The organism is Rhodococcus sp. MEB041 (genome assembly GCF_030208955.1).
Taxonomy (GTDB): domain Bacteria; phylum Actinomycetota; class Actinomycetes; order Mycobacteriales; family Mycobacteriaceae; genus Rhodococcoides.
The window spans coordinates 164,280-182,246 of sequence record NZ_JARVSZ010000002.1 but is presented as its reverse complement, the minus strand read 5'-3'; the positions used below and the strand labels follow the sequence as shown (position 1 = coordinate 182,246).

Sequence of the window (17,967 nt, the reverse complement as noted above, 5' to 3'; positions counted from 1 at the left end):
GTACGGTCGTGCCTCGTGACTTCGACAGGAAACCTCGTCGGTGGCGTCTGCGCGCCGCGGAATCGGACGGCAGGAGAGCAGCGATGATCGCGGAATCGATGTCCTGGGTGCAGGCCCTCGTGCTCGGCGCCGTGCAGGGGTTGACCGAGTTCCTCCCCATCTCCTCCTCGGCGCACCTGCGCATCGTCTCCGAGGTCTTCTTCGGTGACGACGCCGGAGCGTCGTTCACCGCGGTGACGCAGCTCGGTACCGAGGCCGCGGTCCTGCTCTACTTCGCCCGCGACATCGGGCGCATCGTCGCGGCGTGGTTCCGCGGAATCGCCGACAAGTCCCAGCGCGACACGCTGGACTACCGCATGGGGTGGTACGTCATCTTCGCCACCATCCCGATCGGGGTGCTCGGCTTCGTCTTCAAGGACGCGATCCGGACGGGCGCGCGCAACCTGTGGATCATCGCGACGCTGCTCATCGTGTTCGCCGTGGTCATCGCCGTCGCGGAGAAGGTCGGCCGACAGACGCGACCGATCGAGAAGCTCACCACCCGCGACGGCCTCGTCATGGGCGCGGCGCAGTGTCTCGCGCTCATCCCCGGCGTGTCCCGATCCGGCGCCACCACGAGTGCCGGTCTGTTCATGGGGCTGACGCGTGCCGCCGCGGTCCGCTTCTCGTTCCTGCTCGCGATCCCGGCCGTCACCGCGTCCGGACTCTTCTCCTTGCCGGATGCCTTCGAACCGGCGGGCGAAGGTCTGCAGGCATCGGGATCCCAGCTCGTCGTGGCGACGCTCGTGGCCTTCGTACTGGGGTACGCCTCCATCGCCTGGTTGCTGCGCTTCGTCGAGAACCACTCGCTGTACTGGTTCGTCGGGTACCGCATCGTCGTCGGCGTCGCGGTTCTCGGCCTCCTCGCCACGGGTGTCGTCGCAGCGAACTGACGCCACCGCGACGCCGGGCGCCCCTCGCGTCTCACTAGGCTGAGGTCATGACGGTCATACTCCTGCGCCACGGACGCTCGACGTCCAACACGGCCGGCACGCTCGCGGGCAGGTCGGACGGCGTGGAACTCGACGATCTCGGTCGGGAGCAGGCGGAGCGTGTCGTCGCCCGTCTCGAGGTGCTTCCGCTCGCGGCGATCGTGCGATCACCGTTGCTCCGGTGCGAACAGACGGTCGCGCCTCTCGCTGCGGCGCGCGAGCTCGAACCCGTCGTGGAGGATCGGCTGCTCGAGGTCGACTACGGCGAGTGGACCGGCAAGCCGATCAAGGATCTCGTGGGGGAGCCGCTGTGGAAGGTGGTGCAGCAGCACCCGTCCGCTGCCGTCTTCCCCGGGGGTGAGGGCCTCGCCGACGTGCAGATCAGGGCGGTGCGCGCGATCCGTGAGATCGACGCGCGGCTCGCCGCCGAGCACGGCGCCGACGTGCTGTGGGTGGCCTGTTCGCACGGCGACGTCATCAAGTCCGTCCTGGCCGATGCTCTGGGGTCGCACCTGGACCAGTTCCAGCGCATCGTGGTGGACCCGGCGTCGATCAGTGTCGTCCGGTACACCGAGACGCGGCCGTTCGTCCATCGTCTCGGCGATCTCGGTGGGGATCTGACGCAGTTCGTTCCGACGCCGCCCGCCGAGACGGACACCACTGCCGGGGCCCCGTCCGACCAGGCTCCGACCGCGTCGGAATCGGACGCCGTCCCCGGTGGTTCCACCGGACAGTGACAACACGCGGATAATGGGAGTCACAGCCGCGGCAGTTCGGCGGCGCGATCTTTGGAGGTGCAGATATGCCACGCGCGATTCACGTCTTTCGCACCCCCGACCGGTTCGTCGCCGGAACGGTGGGTGAGCCCGGCGATCGATCCTTTTACCTCCAGGCAGTGCACGACGCCCGAGTGGTGTCGGTGGCGCTCGAGAAGCAGCAGGTTCAGGTCCTGGCCGACCGTGTCGGGCTCCTGCTCGACGAGGTGGCGAGGCGCTTCGGTACCGATGTGCCACCCGAGGAAGCCGATCCGAGCGACGTCGACCCACTGGTGATGCCCGTGGATGCCGAGTTCCGGGTCGGGACCATGGGGCTGGGCTGGGACGCCGACGCCGGCGCCGTCGTGGTGGAGCTGCTCGCCATCACCGAGACCGAGATCGACGAGTCGGTGGTGCTCGACGACACGGACGAGGGTCCGGACGCCGTGCGGGTGTTCCTGAGTCCGGAGCAGGCCCGTGAGTTCGCCGCGCGCAGCGAGCGCGTCATCGCTGCCGGTCGGCCCCCGTGCCCGCTCTGCGGTGAGCCCCTCGCGCCCGGTGGTCACATGTGCGTGCGGACCAACGGGTACCGGCGCGGCACCGTGCTGGGAAGCGACACCACCGAGTTCGGGGACGAGTCCTGACCTCCGCCGGCGACGCCACCGCGCCCTGGACCGACGACGACACGGACCTGCTCGCGCACGGCGAGATGACCATCGTCGGTCGCGTGGTGCAGGCGTCCAACGCGACGCTCGTGTGCGAGATCGAGCGTGAGGATCCGGCGCCGGCACTGCGCTGTGTCTACAAGCCGGTGCGCGGGGAACAGCCGCTGTGGGACTTCCCCGACGGCACGCTGGCGGGCCGCGAGATCTCGTCCTACCTGATCTCCGACGCACTGGGCTGGGGCGTCGTGCCCACGACCGTGCTACGGGACGGTCCGCTCGGTGTCGGCATGGTGCAGCGGTGGATCGACACCGTCGAGCGCCTCCCCGAGAAGGGCGAGGGCTACGACATGGTGGACCTCTGCCGCCCCGACCTCGTGCCCTCGTCCTACATCCCCGTGCTCCGGGCCTACGACGATGCCGGCGACGAGGTGGCACTGGTGCACGCGGACGATCCGCGGCTGCACCGGATGGCTGTTCTCGACGTCGTCATCAACAACGCCGACCGCAAGGGCGGACACGTGCTCGAGGCACTCGACGGCTCCGTGTACGGCGTGGACCACGGCATCGCCCTGCACCGGCAGAACAAGCTGCGGACCGTGCTGTGGGGGTGGGCCGGTCGACCCGTCGACGCCGCTCTGTTGGCCGACCTCGTCGACTTCTCCCGCGACCTGCGCGGTGCCTTCGGGGACACCCTCGCGCCACACATCACCGACGAGGAGATCGAGGCGCTGGCCGGTCGCGTGTCGCGGTTGCTCGCGGAACCGGTCATGCCGGCGCCCGACTCCAGCAGGCCCATTCCCTGGCCCGCGTTCTAGACCGGGCACGCGGCGGCGGCTCCGGCCCGACCGGATAGTCTTCACCCATGCAGTCGTGGCCCGAAGTGGACGTTCCCAGCGTGCCGGGCGAGGGCCCGCCGCTCCGTTTGTACGACACGGCCGATCGCGCCGTGCGTCCCGTCGCGCCCGGTTCGACCGCCACCATGTACGTCTGCGGCATCACCCCGTACGACGCGACGCACCTGGGCCATGCGGCCACCTACCTGACGTTCGACCTCGTCAACCGGGTCTGGCGCGACGCCGGCCACGACGTGCACTACGTCCAGAACGTCACCGACGTCGACGACCCGCTCTTCGAGCGCGCGGCACGCGACGGCGACGACTGGGTGTCGCTCGGACAGCGCGAGACCGACCTCTTCCGGTCGGACATGACCGCGCTCCGCGTCATCCCGCCGCGCGACTACATCGGCGCGGTCGAGTCTGTGACCGAGGTCGTGGAGCTCGTCGAGAAGCTCGTCGCCTCGGGCGCCGCCTACGTGGTGGACGACGCCGAGTACCCCGACGTGTACTTCCGCGCGGACGCCACCGAGCAGTTCGGCTACGAGTCCGGGTACGACCGGGCGACGATGGACACCTTCTTCGCCGAGCGCGGCGGAGATCCCGACCGCCCCGGCAAGCGCGACCCTCTCGACGCCCTCGTCTGGAAGGCCGAGCGTCCGGGTGAGCCGTCGTGGCCCTCGCCGTTCGGTCCGGGGCGCCCCGGCTGGCACATCGAGTGCGCGGCGATCGCGTTGAACCGCATCGGATCCGGCTTCGACGTGCAGGGCGGCGGCAGTGACCTCATCTTCCCGCACCACGAGTTCTCCGCGGCCCACGCCGAATCGCTCACGGGTGCAGACCGTTTCGCGCGACACTACGTGCACACCGGCATGATCGGCCTCGATGGCGAGAAGATGTCCAAGTCGCTGGGCAATCTCGTCCTCGTCTCGAAGCTCACCGCTGCGGGTGTCGATCCCGGTGCCATCCGCCTCGGTCTCCTCGCCGGCCACTACCGGCAGGACCGCACCTGGACCGACGAGATCCTCGCCGCTGCGCAGGACCGACTCGCGTTGTGGCGCAAGGCCGTGGCGCTCGAGTCGGCACAGTCCGCCGAGGACACCGTCGCCCGCGTGCGCCAACACCTGGCCGACGATCTCGACTCCGCCAAGGCACTCGACGCGATCGATGCGTGGGCACACGACGCCGTGACGCTCGGCGGCTCCGACCCCGCGGCGCCGGGGCTGGTGTCGCTGGCGGTGGACGCGCTGCTGGGTGTGAAGCTCTAGCTCGTCGGGAGTGGTGTTTTTGCTCCTCTCGGTGCGATATCGAGCGGGATCCCGCCGATTCGGCGCTCGAGCGGAGCAGAAACTCCACATCCACAGGTAGCCGTCCGTCCCCGGGGTCGACCATCGCCGCAGATCGCCGTCATCGGGCAGTGTCCGCGATGGGCCATCGTCGATGCTGTGCCCGTCACTCGAGTGTCGACCCTCGCCCAGTTGACCGGTGCCGGAATGTCCGCCACGACGATTCGTCGACGCTTCCACCGCGTGCTGCCCGGAGTCTTCTGCCAGGAGGAGCCCGCCTGGTTCGACCGCTGCCTGGCCGTGACTCTGTGGCGCCCCGACGCGTTGCTGAGTCATACGAGTGCTGCCCGGCTGTACGGGTGGATCGGCGAACCGTCCGGTGTTCACGCTCTGGTCGGCGAATTCGCAAGGCCACGGGCACCTGAATGGTTGACGGTGCACAGACGCAGGCAGGGTGCCTGCGACGAGGTGCTGGGGTTGCCGGTCACCACTCGGGAGCAGACCCTCATCGACTGCGCGGCGGTGCTGAGCGATGCCGCTGCCGAGCGGCTCGTGGACGACGCTCTGGTGCACGAGGTCGACGAGAACCGCGTTCGCGCGCTCCTCGACGCACTACCTGGCCGGCGCGGGCACATCCGTGCGCGGCGCCTCGTCGACACCGCTGCGCGCGGCTTCGCCTCCGAGCCCGAGCGAGTTCTCGGGCGTGAGCTGATCCGGCGACATCTCCGCATGCAGACCAATGTCCGGGTGGGTGCGTTCGTGGTGGACTTCTACGACGAGCTCGCCAACCTGGTGGTGGAGGTGGACGGGTACGCATTCCACAGTGCACCGGAGGTGTTTCGCCACGACAGGCGACGGCAGAACGTTCTGATCCTCGGCGATCTGCGAGTTCTGCGGTATGCCGCGTTCGACGTGCTGAAGGATCCCGGTGCCGTCGCCGACGAGATCGTCGCGGAGGTACGACGTCGTCGGCACGCGCGGCGGTGATGGTTCTGCTCCGCTCGCCCAGCTTTCAAGCGGGTTCCCGCTCGAATGGGGTCACGAGAGGAGCACCACATGCACCATCACACCTCGGCGAAGTCCAGCCCACCCTCCGCGGGGAGGTCGACGCGGCGGCTCAACGGCGAGCCCAGTGCCGCGGCGAGGTCGGACCCGTCGTGCTCCGCGAGCAACTCCCCGTTCTCCCACACGAGAAGCGCTGCGCTGACGGTGTTCTCGACCGTCGAGTGCGCGAGGTCGTAGTGGGCGCACCCGGGCACGTCGCGGTAGGTGATCCAGAGGTCGTAGCCCGTCATGAAGAGGTCCAGGTCGAACTGCACACTGAGACCGAGGAGTTCGCTGCGACCGTTGTCGTCGACACCCGCGAACGCCTCGTCCAGTGCGAGCAACCGCGGTGAGTGCGGGTCCGCGGACGACAGCATCACGTGCGCCGCTGCGAACAGCGGGAGGTGCAGCGACACCGACTGCTCGCCGCCCGAGAGCGCACTGTGGCGTGCGACGGTGAGCCTGTCCTCGGAGCCGTCACCGGAGATGAGCGTGAACGCGAAGACGCGCCACTGCCGGTAGTCCAGTGCGGCACTGAGGATCTCGGGGTACGAGCGCTCAGGATGCTGCGCCCGCGCCGTCCGAATCTGTGCCGCGAAGTGCACACGCATCTCGGCCAGTTCCTCGGGTCCGAGCGCGGAGGCGTCCCGCTCGAGCAGCTTCGACACGGCACGGGTGCTGTCGTCGAGGTTGTCCGCGAGCACCCAGTGCACGCCGATGGTGTTGCCCGACGACATGCGGCGCTGCTTCATCTCCGATCCCATACGGGCGATCAGTTCGCGGGCGTCGACCGTGCGCTCGTGGATCTGCTGCGCCAGGCCGGTGAGCAGAGCGTCCTCGAGGATGCGGCGCTCGGCATCGGTGAGCAGCGTCTCCTGGTCGCGTCGTGCCGCGTCGATGCGATCCGCGAAGTCGGCGATGGTGGAGTGGCCCTGCTCGTCCTGCACCCGCACCACCGTGACCCCGTCGGCCGCGTCCCAACTGAGCCGGAAATCCTGACCCGACGCGGCCAGCTGAGCGTCGAACTCCTGCAACGCCGCCGTCAGCGCGCTGCGTGTGGAGCGTCGGCTCGCATCGCTGACCTTGACCTGCGCCGTCGCCTCGGTGAGCTCGGTGTGCAGTCGGTGCACTTCCGGGGGCAGTACGTCCGGGGCCTCGTCGGGCCCGGCAGCCGTGTCGGTTCGGTAGAGCAGTTGCTCGACCGTCGACCAGGCCGCGTCGCTCGCCGGCCAGGAGCAGTCGCGCGCCGCACCGAGCACCGCCAGCAGATCGCGGTGCGCGTAGGGAGCCAGTCGCGCGGCGTCGCTGAGCGCTTCGGTCAACGCGGTCGTCAGTCCGGCGACGGCCGTCTCGTGCGCGCCCTCCGCCTTGCCGATGGCCTCGCCCGATTCACGGTCCGCCTTCGTGGCGGCGCGCTGCTCGGTCTTGCACGCCTCGATGCGCATCCTGATCGCGTCGAGTTCGGCATCGATCTTCTCGGCGCTCGCACCGAGCGAGTCCCGCAGCATCTCCAACTTGGCGTGCTGTTGCTCGTAGTCGGATTCGGCGATGGCCGCTTCCTCCGCGTACTCCTCGGCCAGAATCATGGCCTCGTCGAGGCGCCCGGCAGCTTCCCGGTCGCGCTCGGCGGACCGGTCCGCGTCGCCGCGGTGGCGCAGGATGGCGGAACCGGTGTTCTCGAAGTGGCGGATCGCCGCCGCGAGCGCGTCGAGGTCTCGCGGCGTGAACGGAGCCCGCCGCGCGACGGCGTCCGTCCGCAGACGTCGTTCGGCGGCAGACAGTTCGGCGATCGCGTGGTCCAGTTCTCGGTCGGCGGACGCGACCGACTCGGTCGTCGATCGCAGAGCGCCGGCGGCCGACGTGACCGCCCGGAGCGCCGCGGTGACCTCCGACGTACGAGGAACCGTCGAGACGGCGGCGCGGATCGAGTCGAGACGTTCTCGACACTGCTCGGCGACTCGATCGGCCTCGTCGCGCCGCGCGGTGGCCACCTCGAGGGCCTCGTCGATCTCCGCGATGCGGGACGTGCGCCGTGCAGCTCGTGCCGTCGCGCCGATGTACTCGGCGGCGTCCTTGTGGTGCGCGCCGCGCACGAGACCGTGCGCGAAGCTCCCGTCCCGTCCGACCCCCGCAGAACTGCCCACGTCGTCCAGAGCGATCGAGTCGAGGATCGCCCGCACGGTGCTGTGCTGCACGGGGATGTCGTCCTCGACGACGAGGACGTCGGCCAGCGATCGCCCGGTCACCGGTGTGGTGGCGGTCAGGTACTGATCCGAGACGAGCCCCGTCGGAGCCGTGTCGGCGACCCACGCGTCCAGCAGGGTGGCCGCGTCGAGCGCGGCCTCGAGGGCCGCGGCATCGTCGGCGCTGACGTCGTCGGCGAAGCGGACGAGTGTCCAGAACGGTGCGCCGTCGAGACCCGCACGGTCGCCGGTACGGGTGCGCAGCGCCGGGGGAGCGTCGTCGTGCTCGGCGGCGACCGACGCGCGCTCGGCCGTCGACTCGGCGATGGTGCGCGCCGCGTCGTCCCGGTCCTGCAGTGCAGCACTCCGTCGGTCCCGCACCGTGTCGAGCAGCTCGCGAACTCCGTCGCCGAGTACCTCGCCGAGCGTGGGTGCGTCGTCCTCACCGATGCGTGCGAGCGCGGTGTGCAACGACTCGAAGATCTCGCCGTCGTCCAGCACCGAGGCGTGCGTGGCCCACCACGCGCGCAGCGATTCCGCTGTCGCGGCACGGGACGACTCGACGGCGGCCTCGGCCTCGCGGACGGAGGCCACCGCGGCGTCGTGCAGTGTGTGGGCGCGGTCGGCGGCCCGTTCGGTACGGGCACGCTCGGTGGTGGCACGGTCGACGACGGACAGCGCGGCACGCACGGCCCGGACGTCCCCGTCCCGCTCCTCGGCATGACCGCGTACCGCTGCCGTGATCTGGTCGGTACGGGCGTCGCGGGGGAGTGGCGTCCAGGCGATGCCGGCGTCCTCGGCGGCCGCGAGGAGCTCGTCCTCGGCGCGGACGATCGACGCGGTCGACTCCCGCAGCGCCACTGCGGCCTCGTCTGCCTCTCGTCGCCGGACGTCGACGGCCTCCGTCGCCTTGCGAGCCTTGTCGCGCTGCTGCACGGTGGACACCTCGAGCTTGCGGACCGCATCCGCGAGATCGTCGAGCTGCTGCTTGCCCTCGTAGGCGGTGGACCGTTGCAAGGTCTGCTGGTCGGCGACGGCGAGATCGAGTGCGCGCTCGGCTGCCTCGTACCGCTTCTCCGCCTCGACGCGCTCGACCCGTCGTCGTTCACGCAAGCCCTTGGCGGCGAAGAGGGCGACGGTGGCGTGGTCGACGGCCTCGAGACGTCGACCGACCTGATCGACGTCGGTGCGCGCCTGGACGGCAAGGTACTTCGAGTAGACCTCGACGAACCTCTTCGACGCGTGGTCGGCCTGCACCAGTCCCTCGAGGGCACGGCCCACCTCCTCCATGTCGCTGAAGGAGCGCGCCGCCTCGAGGACGAGGTGCTCGTCGAGGGGGCGCAGTCCGTCGGACAGCGCACGGGACAAGCCCTTCGGGTCGAGGTTCTTCGCCAACTGCGGGCGTCGCAGCGTGAGAATCAGGGTGATGAGCTGGTCGTACCGCTCGGCGCCGAGACCGAACAGTCGCGCGTCGATGGCGGCGCGGTAGTCCACCGGCCGATCGACGATGGCGTCGGTCCCGATCTGCTCGGCCAGTTGCTTCTTCGTCAGCGGCCTGTCGTCGGTGCCCAGCAGCGAGAAGTCGACGCCCACGCGGCCGTCGGCGACGAAGTACCAGCGCGTCACCTTGTCCGCCGACCGTGTCGCACGCATGCCGATGCCGACGGTCACCGCTTCGGGCTCGTCCCGATCGCCACGTGCGAACTCCATCCACACGTACGAGTGCGCCGAATCCTGGCCGCGGTAGAGCAGATTGGACTTCATGGTGCGTTCCTCACCCGCGAACGGGTTGAGGCGACGCGGCTCGATCCGGCCGTCGAACACGAACGGGAACAGCACCTCGAGTGCCTTGGTCTTGCCGGATCCGTTGGGGCCACGCAACACCAGCCGACCGTCGGCGAACGAGAACTCCTGATCGCGGTAGTCCCAGAGGTTGATGATGCCGGCGCGCGTGGGCCGGAATCGGGTGCTGCGCGTCACGGGGTGTGCTCCTCGAGGGTGCTCGTGTGATCGGTGGGAAAGAGGCCGGCGGACGCCTGTTCTCGGACGGTGACGACCACTCCCCGATAGCGCGCCAGGGCCGGCAACGCGACGATGCCCCCGCGTACCGGTGCCACCAGAGTGAGGTTCGTCAGGAGTGCGACAGCGGCCGCGCGAACCCCGGCACGGTCCGCCTGCCACTGAGCGGCGAAGGTGCGGCCGTAGGCGTCGACGAGGGCGCCGACGGTCTCGTCGAGCCAGGAGTCTGCGACGAACGGGTGCCGGATCGGCTCGTCCGACGCCTCCACCGTGTCCGGGGCGACCGAGTCGTCGACCAGGTCGTCCACGACGCCGCCGTCCGGGATCGCGCTGTCGAGTGCCGCGAGCAGCTCGTCGGTGGGGTCGATGTCCGCCTCGAGCGTGGTCCGATCGTCGGCATCGGGATCGAGTACCCGCTCCGCGATCTCACCGGCGAGGAGAAGGGCGACCTGCGCGACCGTGCCGGTGGACGGAAACCTGATGTCCGACAGGCGTCCCGACGTGTCGATGAGCGCGATGCCCTCCGCCCGGCGTTCGACGGACAGTCCGGTCAGCAGCCGGACATCCTCGACGGACCGGTCGTCCGGCACCGAGTCGGGTCCGTGGACCACGGGCTGCTCGACGAGCGCACGGCGGGCACGGCGAGCGCGATCGGCCGGGTCGTCCGTGGTGCTGTGCAGCAGGTGTGCCGTGCTGCGCAGATGCTGGAGCGCGCGCGGTGGACGAAACAGGGCCACGACGACGGAGCGGTCGATGTCGTACAAGGCCTCTCCCGCGTCGGGGTTGTGCGCCCACCCGCCGGCATCGCCGTCGGCCAGGGTGATCGCACCGCGAACGGACAACCAGCCGACGGCGTCGACGAAGGCGTCCCGGTCGGTCGCGCGTTCGGTGTCGAGGTCGACCCCGACCACCCGTCCGGCATCGGAGGCGACCTGAACCGCCAACTCGGACAACGTGATCTGGTCACCCGCGCGACCGAGTGCCGCCAGGGTGAGCGCCAGGAATGCGTAGCGGCGACGGTCGAAGACGCGGTCGGAGGTCGTGCGGGCCGGTCGACTCGCGTCCAACCGGTCGAGTACGGGGTAGAGCCGGGCCGTGGTCTCCGTGACCTCGAGTCGGTATCCGAAGAGATCGAGCATGTCCTCGCGCAGTTCCGTGGCCCATCGGCGAACCAGGGGCAGGGCGATGCGGTCCGGGTAGGTGCGGGTGATCAGGTGGTGGGACAACACGACTCGGGCGGCGCGCTGGTACGAGTCGAGTGCCAGGCTCGGAATGGTGCGTGCTCTCATCGCCGCGCGCCGATGGTGAGTGACAGCCGTTCGAGGTGCAGTAGACCGCGTTCGGTGCGCACCACGGTGGACTGCTCGTGCGGTGCCAGTGTCAGGGTGACGCCACCCTCGGAGCCGGTCGAGCTGCCCACGCGGCCGCTGACCGGGACGCGTGCGGTGAGGGCGGCGTTGAGCAGCCCGAGCAGCACGTCGGTCTCCTCGTTGGTCAGATCCCGTTCGTACACCCCGTGTTCGGCGAGTGATCGCGCGGCCTGAGCGCGGCGACGCTGCACGCTCAGCTGTTCCTCGCGCAGACGCCGGACACCGGCGTCGTTGCGGTGGACCCTGGCAGGAGCACCGGCGGCGGGGGGCCGACCGGTCTCGGCGAGCGTGCGCGAGATCTCGACAGGCGGAGCGTCCCACCACGATCGCGTGGTGGGAATGATGTCGTCGTCGGGGTGGACCATCGACAGGTGACGAGGCCGGCCGAGGCCGAACACGGCACCGAACAGGGCGTGGGCGGACTCCTCGGAGGGAGCGGACGCGAACCACCCGGCGAGATGTCGCAGCTGGGACTCGCGACTGACTCCGCCCCTGCGGGTCTCGGTGACGCGGCGCAGCAGCGACAGCACGGCGGCGATGGCGCTCATGGTGCCCTCCCGCAGACGATCCGACTCGGTGAGCTCGCCGTCGGTGGAGGTGAACCAGTGCACGAGACCGGTCCACCGGCCCGCCCAGTCGGCGCGGCGCTCCTCGCGGCTGAGGAAGACGCGTTCGTCACTGGCTGCCACCCGGTCGAGCAGCGAGTCGAGTCCGGTGGCATCCACCCGCTCGATGGCGGCGGTGAGCTTGGGGCCGAAGCGGGCGAGGTCGAGGGAGAACTCCCGCATGTGGGAGAGCAATGCGTCCTTGTGTGCCAGGAACGACTCGGGTGTGACGTCCGTGGTGCGGACGAGGTCGCCCAGCGACAGGTAGAAGTGCGCGGCGCGGGTGGCCATGTCGTTGAGAGCGGTGTCGAGCCGATCGAGTTTGCGGTACACCAGGTCGGCGTCCCCGGCGAGGTTCGCCGCCGCGAGATCCTCCAGGTCGGCGAGCAGCTCGGGCAGCACCAGACGCGAGAGCGAGGCGTCCTCGGGGCGGGCGGCCAGGACGTCCTCGACGGCGCGGTATGCCTGGTAGCCGACCTGACCGAACTGGTAGACGTAGTGGCGATTGCGGTACTCGGCGAGCGTGGCCGCGCGGGTGCCGTCGTAGCTGCGTTCGAGGACGCCCCACGTGTGCAACTGTTCGAGCAGCGGGCCGATCTCGACGCCGGTCAGAGTGTCGCCGCCGTCGGTGCGGGCCAGGATCTCGGCCACCTCGCCGGCGTGCAGCAGAACGACGTAGCCGGTGCGTGCATGTTCGAAAGCGCGCAGAACCCGCAGGTAGTCGGCCCGTTTCTCGGCTGTCGCGAACGAGAAGAGCCGGAGCCTGTCGTCCACCACGAAGGAGTCGGCGGATTCGGTCACTGCAACAGGGTAGGCGGTCAGGACAGTCGGACAGCCACCTGCCCGTCGACGACGTCGGCACGGTGGGTCGCGACCGTTCCGATGCCGTCGGTGGTGCACCGGCCGGTGTCCAGGGAGAACTGGTACTGGTGCAGGGGACACACGACGACGGCCCCGTCGATCTGCCCGTCCGCCAGCGGCCCGCCGCGATGGGGGCACACCGCGTCCATGGCGCGGACCGTCCCGTCGGTCAGGAGGAAGACGGCGATCTGTCGTCCGTCGACCACGTAGGTCCGGCCCTCGCCGGGGGTGAGATCGTCGACGGTTCCCACCACGGTCGCCTGTGCCGTCGTCATCGAACCGGCACCTGAGGCAGCGGGAGAAGCGGGAGGGAGGGCGCGAACTGGGCCGGTGACCGCGGCGCCGCGCGTTCCTTCCACGGATCGGTGTAGCCGTCGATGGATATCTGGATGCGCTCGTCGAGTCCTGCACAGAGACCCTCGGCGTCGTCGACGAGCAGTCGCTGCAACGTCTCGAGGCCGACCCGCGGGACGAAGGCGTAGGTCCGCTCGAGCCACTTCGCCTCCTCGCGGTAGTACTGGATGAATCGGCCCGCGAGGGTCAGGACCTCCTCGGGGGAGTCGACCGTGGCGAGGACGTCGCCCTTGCGGATGTGTGCGCCGGCCGCGCCGCCGATGTAGATCTCCCAGCGGCCGTCGCCGACGGCCACCACACCGAAGTCCTTGCAGAGCGCCTCGGAGCAGTTGCGGGGGCATCCGGCCACGGCCAGCTTGAGCTTTGCGGGAGTTTCGAGACCCTGGAACCGTTCCTCGATCGCGATGCCGAGTGCGGTGGAGTCACCGAGCCCGAAACGGCAGAAATCGCTGCCGACACAGGTCTTCACGGTGCGCATGCTCTTGCCGTACGCGAACCCGGACGGCATGTCGAGATCGCCCCACACCTTCGGCAGGTCCTCCTTCTTGATGCCGAGAAGATCGATGCGCTGTCCACCGGTGACCTTGACCAGCGGGACCCCGTACTTGTCGGCGACATCGGCGATGCGCCGCAACTGGTCCGGGGTGGTCACGCCGCCCTTCATCTGCGGCACGACGGAGAAGGTGCCGTCTCGCTGGATGTTGGCGTGAACGCGGTCGTTGATGAACAGCGCGCCTCGCTCGTCGACCCAGTCGGGTCCCCAGACCACGCGCAGCAGCGAGGCCAGCGGCATCTTCGCTGTCGCGTCCTCGGCATCGGCCAGCGCATCGAACACTGCGGAGACGGATCGGAGGTTCTGCGTGCGGACGGCCTCGATGAGCTCGCGCTTGGACATCGGGATGCAGGGGACGTACCAGTCCGCCGCGGGATCGACCGAGAGCGCTCCACCGGCGGCGCAGGCGACGATGTCCGCGACCAGGCCCTTGCAGGATCCGCATCCCTTGCCCGCACGGGTCTTTCCCACGACCTCGAAGACGGTGGTGGCCCCGCCGTGCACGCAGGCGACGATGTCGCCCTTCGTGACCCCGTTGCAGTTGCACACCTGGACATCGTCGGACAGTTCGGCGGCGCCGGTCTCCGCGCTCGGCGTGCCCATGTCGAACAGCATGCTGATGCGCTCGTCGGGAAGCGGTACCTTCTCGTCGAACGCCTGAGTCAGGAAGCTCACCTTGCTGATGTCGCCCAGCAGCATCGCGCCGATCAGCTTGTTGTCGCGCACGACCACCGACTTGTAGGTGCCGCTGCGGGGTTCGTAGAACTGCACGAACTCGTCGGTGTCCCGCTCGGGACCCTTGACGCCCATCGCCGCAACGTCGACGCCCGCGACCTTCAGCTTCGTCGTCAGCCTCGAACCATGATATGCCGCAGCCGGATTCGCGCCGGTCAGCACGTCGGCCAGGACCGACGCCTGCTCCCACAGCGGGGCCACGAGGCCGTACACCTCACCGCGGTGCTGACAGCATTCCCCGACGGCGTGGATCGCTCCCTCGTCCTCGCACCGCATCTGATCGTCGACGACGATGCCGCGCTCGATCACCAGTCCGGCACGCCGCGCGAGGTCTACGTTGGGGCGGATACCGGCCGTTACGACGATCATGTCCGCGGGCAGGGTGGAACCGTCGTTGAACGCGACCCCGGTGACGGCACCGCTCTCGTCCCGCAACACAGCCGTGGTGCGCTTGGACGTGTACACGCCGACGCCGAGGTCCTCGATCTTGTTGCGCAGCACGCGTCCACCACGTTCGTCGAGCTGCTGGTTCATCAGGTGACCGGGGGAGTGCACGACGTCGACGTCGATGCCTTGAGTGCGCAAACCGTAGGCGGCTTCGAGTCCCAGCAGTCCGCCACCGATGACGACGGCGCGGATGCCGTCGCGGGAGGACGCCATCTGCAGCATCCCGTTGGTGTCCTCGATCGTCCGGAAACCGAAGACGCCGCGCGCCAGTCTGCCGTCGGCCTCTCGAAGTCCGTCCATGTTGGGAAAGAACGTCGTGCTCCCGGTCGCGATGATCACGGTGTCGTAGGGGACGACGCGTCCGCTCTCGCACGTCACGTTCTTGGCGAAGCGGTCCAACGCCACCGCCCGGTCTCCGACGTGGAGGGTGACGCCGTTCTCCCGGTACCAGGCCATCGGGTTGAGCATCAGATCGTCGTCGTCGATGGACGACTCGCCCGAGAGCACGTGCGAGAGCATGATGCGGTTGTAGTTGCCGTACGGCTCGTCGCCGATCATCGTGACGTCGAACTTCGCACGGTCGCGGCCGAGGATCTCCTCGACGGTGCGGGCCCCCGCCATTCCGTTGCCGACGACGAGCAGGCGCTGCCGTTCTCCTGCAGCCGGCATCAGAAGATCATCATCCCGAAATCGACGACGACCTCGCCGCTGCAGCCGTCGGGCGCCGCGACGGTGAGCTCGAGAACCGAGTCGGGATCGACGTCCTCGACGACGCGCAGCGGAACGTTGACGCTCGCCTTCGCGCCCATCGGGAACACGCGCATCGACTCTCCGTCGCGCGTGAGCGTGACGACGACCAGTTCGTCGGAGGAGTTACCGCCGCGGAAGTAGAGCGGCTGGGCGGTCAGGCCCGACGGAACGGTGTACGCCGTGGCGGCGTCGAGAAGCTCGGACTTGCCCAGGCCGTGCCCGACGAAGGGAAAGACGCCTTGGATGAACTTCGGAGTGCTGGCCATGGGTCGACTGTCCGTGCACGCGGTGACGGCACTGCTGCGCTCGTGTTACGGCGGCGTCATCATTCACTCTCGAGCGCGACCGGCGCGCTGTCAGGTCTTCGGCCCGGTCATCACCAGCGGCGCGACGACTGCCAACAGAACGGCGGGGATGACGAACGCCAGCGTCGGGTGCACCCCGTACAGCGGGGTGAGCGCGAGAGGAGCGAAGGCCGCCCCGGAGAACCGGAACGACTGGACGACCGACACGGCGCCGCCGCGGTTCGCCCCCGACGAGCCGAGGACAGCGGCGTTGACGCCGACGAGGATGAACTGGCTGGCCACACCCGCTGCCGCCCAGACGAGGCCGACGACCACCAGGCTGGGCATGGTGCCGGCGAGGGCGATGAGGACTGCGCCGACAGGAGCTGCGCCGACGATCGCTCGACGTGGACCGATGCGGTCGATCAGTCCACCGACGCGTCGTGCCACCAGGATTCCGGCGACCCCGAACACGGTCAGCAGCAGTCCGCGCTGTGTGGAGGACAGACCGAACGTGTCCTCCGCGCGGAAGGCGACGAGGAAGTTGAGTCCCCCGAGGGCGCCCCAGCCGAGGAGCGCGACCACTGCCACGCGGAGGACCGGGACGGTGAGAGCGTCGCGCAACCGTTCGGGACGACCGCCGGGGGTGGACGGCGCGGTGGCCGCGGGGAGCCCGACCAGCCCGAGGATCGCGGCGACGACGGCCAGCACGACGAACGCGTACCGCCAGTCGAACTCGGCGGCGAGGCCACCGACCAGCGGCGCACTGGTCTGACCCGCCGCCTGCAGGGCGCCGAAGGTACCCAGCACCCGTCCCAGGCGCTCGCGGGGAGTGACGGCCGCCAGTGACGCGAGGAGCAGCGGCGTCGTGAAGGAATTGCCGATACCCTGCAGTGCGCGCGCACCCAGCAACAGGTCGAGCGTGGGCGCGACCGCACACAGGAGCGAGGAGACGACGTAGAGCAGGTAGGCGAGGCGCACGGTGCGCACCCGGCCCCATCGCGCGCCGAGAGTGCCCGACACCAGCATGGCCAGAGCGAACGGAAACAGGTACGCGCTGAGAGTCGATGCCGCCGACCCGGTGGACACCCCCAGATCCGCGCCCATCTCGGGCAGCATCGAGGACACCACTCCGCCGCCGAACGGGCCGAGGAAGCCACCGGCGTACAGAGCGCCGATGCGGAGCCGTGCGAGTCGTGCGCTCACCGGTGACGAGCGCGCGTCACAGCCCGAAGCTGCCCGGCCCGCGTCGGCGCAGGTAGCGCTCGAACTCGGCGGCCAGCGCATCGCCGTCCACCTTGGAGACGGCCTCCGACATGTCGACCTCGGCGTCGCCGCGCTCCTCGAGGGTGCGGACGTACTCGGCGATCTCGTCGTCGTCCTTGGTCATCTCGGTGACCGACTCCTCCCAGTCCTCCGCCTGGGACGGCAGCTCGCCGAGCGGCACCTCGATGTCGAGGACGTCCTCGACACGCTGGAGCAGGGCGACGGTGGCCTTGGGGTTCGGCGGCTGGGACACGTAGTGCGGGACCGCCGCCCACAGGGACACTGCCGGAATCCCCGCTTTGACGCACTCGTCCTGCAGAACACCGGTGATGCCGGTCGGGCCCTCGTACCGGGTCTGCTCGAGGTTGAACTGCTCCGCCGACTCGGTGCTGTACGCGGTGCCGGTCACGGGAACGGGCCGGGTGTGGGGCGTGTCGGCGAGCAGTGCGCCGAGAATCACGACCGTCTCGACCCCGAGCTGGTCGATGAACTCGAGCAGGTCGTCGCAGAAGCTCCGCCACCGCATGTTGGGCTCGATACCGCGCAGCAGCACGACGTCGCGGTCGCTGCCGGGAGGCGAACACACCGACAACCTCGTCGACGGCCACTCGATCTCGCGCGTCACACCGTCCACCTGTCGGACCGTCGGGCGGTTGACCTGGTAGTCGTAGTAGTCCTCGGAGTCGAGCTCGGCCAGGGGCGTCGCGTCCCAGATCAGTTCGAGATGCTCCACCGCGCCGCTCGCGGCGTCGCCCGCGTCGTTCCATCCCTCGAACGCCGCGACGAGAATCGGGCTGCGCAGGGTCGGCAGGATCTCGTCCAGCTCGGACTCGTCCGTCGCGGAGTCCTGATCGTCCGCTCCGACACCGGCCACCAGCTCGGCAGCGACGCCGGCGGCGAGGTCTGTCGGGGGGTCCTGGACCACGGGGAGATCGCCCTCGGGCGTTTCTGGCGCACTCACCCGCCCAGCCTACGACCAGAGCTGT

The 17,967-nt window shown here is 69.6% G+C and carries 14 protein-coding genes; 6 read left to right on the top strand and 8 right to left on the bottom strand.

The window, feature by feature from the left end:
* Positions 1–86 precede the first annotated feature (86 nt).
* The 6 genes from QRN16_RS04815 to QRN16_RS04790 all read left to right on the top strand — a co-directional run bounded on the left by QRN16_RS04815 (position 87) and on the right by QRN16_RS04790 (position 5,497).
* Positions 87–932, top strand: a complete 846-nt coding sequence (locus QRN16_RS04815; protein WP_027505333.1) for an undecaprenyl-diphosphate phosphatase — start codon at positions 87–89, stop codon at positions 930–932.
* A 47-nt stretch (positions 933–979) separates the two neighbouring features.
* Positions 980–1,708 carry a histidine phosphatase family protein gene (locus QRN16_RS04810; RefSeq protein ID WP_285184893.1) on the top strand — a complete coding sequence of 243 codons (729 nt, stop codon included), beginning with the start codon at positions 980–982 and terminating at the stop codon, positions 1,706–1,708.
* A 65-nt stretch (positions 1,709–1,773) separates the two neighbouring features.
* A complete protein-coding gene (locus QRN16_RS04805; RefSeq protein ID WP_027505335.1) occupies positions 1,774–2,370 on the top strand; it encodes a DUF3090 domain-containing protein in 597 nt (198 codons plus the stop codon).
* A complete protein-coding gene (locus QRN16_RS04800; protein WP_374197815.1) occupies positions 2,367–3,206 on the top strand; it encodes an SCO1664 family protein in 840 nt (279 codons plus the stop codon). The genes QRN16_RS04805 and QRN16_RS04800 overlap by 4 nt, the downstream gene beginning before the upstream one ends.
* Before the next feature lie 47 nt (positions 3,207–3,253).
* Positions 3,254–4,492 (top strand): cysteine--1-D-myo-inosityl 2-amino-2-deoxy-alpha-D-glucopyranoside ligase, encoded by a 1,239-nt coding sequence (gene mshC / locus QRN16_RS04795; protein ID WP_027505337.1) that lies wholly within the window; start codon positions 3,254–3,256, stop codon positions 4,490–4,492.
* A gap of 177 nt (positions 4,493–4,669) precedes the next feature.
* Positions 4,670–5,497: a DUF559 domain-containing protein gene (locus QRN16_RS04790; protein ID WP_222631106.1), complete on the top strand. Its 828-nt coding sequence runs from the start codon at positions 4,670–4,672 to the stop codon at positions 5,495–5,497.
* Between the two features lie 77 nt (positions 5,498–5,574).
* Here QRN16_RS04790 and QRN16_RS04785 read toward each other — a convergent pair whose 3' ends face one another.
* The 8 genes from QRN16_RS04785 to QRN16_RS04750 form a co-directional block, all read right to left on the bottom strand.
* Positions 5,575–9,717, bottom strand: a complete 4,143-nt coding sequence (locus QRN16_RS04785; protein WP_285184888.1) for a TIGR02680 family protein — start codon at positions 9,715–9,717, stop codon at positions 5,575–5,577.
* A complete protein-coding gene (locus tag QRN16_RS04780; protein ID WP_222631118.1) occupies positions 9,714–11,045 on the bottom strand; it encodes a DUF2398 family protein in 1,332 nt (443 codons plus the stop codon). The genes QRN16_RS04785 and QRN16_RS04780 overlap by 4 nt, the downstream gene beginning before the upstream one ends.
* A complete protein-coding gene (locus QRN16_RS04775) occupies positions 11,042–12,532 on the bottom strand; it encodes a TIGR02677 family protein (protein WP_235578918.1) in 1,491 nt (496 codons plus the stop codon). The genes QRN16_RS04780 and QRN16_RS04775 overlap by 4 nt, the downstream gene beginning before the upstream one ends.
* A gap of 17 nt (positions 12,533–12,549) precedes the next feature.
* Complete coding sequence (locus tag QRN16_RS04770) at positions 12,550–12,867, bottom strand: Rieske (2Fe-2S) protein (protein ID WP_056444601.1); 318 nt, start codon at positions 12,865–12,867, stop codon at positions 12,550–12,552.
* On the bottom strand, positions 12,864–15,350 hold the full coding sequence (gene nirB, locus QRN16_RS04765; RefSeq protein ID WP_285184883.1) for a nitrite reductase large subunit NirB: 2,487 nt from the start codon (positions 15,348–15,350) through the stop codon (positions 12,864–12,866). The genes QRN16_RS04770 and nirB overlap by 4 nt, the downstream gene beginning before the upstream one ends.
* On the bottom strand, positions 15,350–15,697 hold the full coding sequence (locus tag QRN16_RS04760) for a hypothetical protein (protein ID WP_042572487.1): 348 nt from the start codon (positions 15,695–15,697) through the stop codon (positions 15,350–15,352). The genes nirB and QRN16_RS04760 overlap by 1 nt, the downstream gene beginning before the upstream one ends.
* Positions 15,698–15,787: 90 nt before the next feature.
* Positions 15,788–16,921 (bottom strand): MFS transporter, encoded by a 1,134-nt coding sequence (locus QRN16_RS04755; protein ID WP_285184871.1) that lies wholly within the window; start codon positions 16,919–16,921, stop codon positions 15,788–15,790.
* 16 nt (positions 16,922–16,937) lie between these two features.
* A complete protein-coding gene (locus QRN16_RS04750) occupies positions 16,938–17,804 on the bottom strand; it encodes a PAC2 family protein (protein ID WP_197027772.1) in 867 nt (288 codons plus the stop codon).
* Positions 17,805–17,967 lie beyond the last annotated feature (163 nt).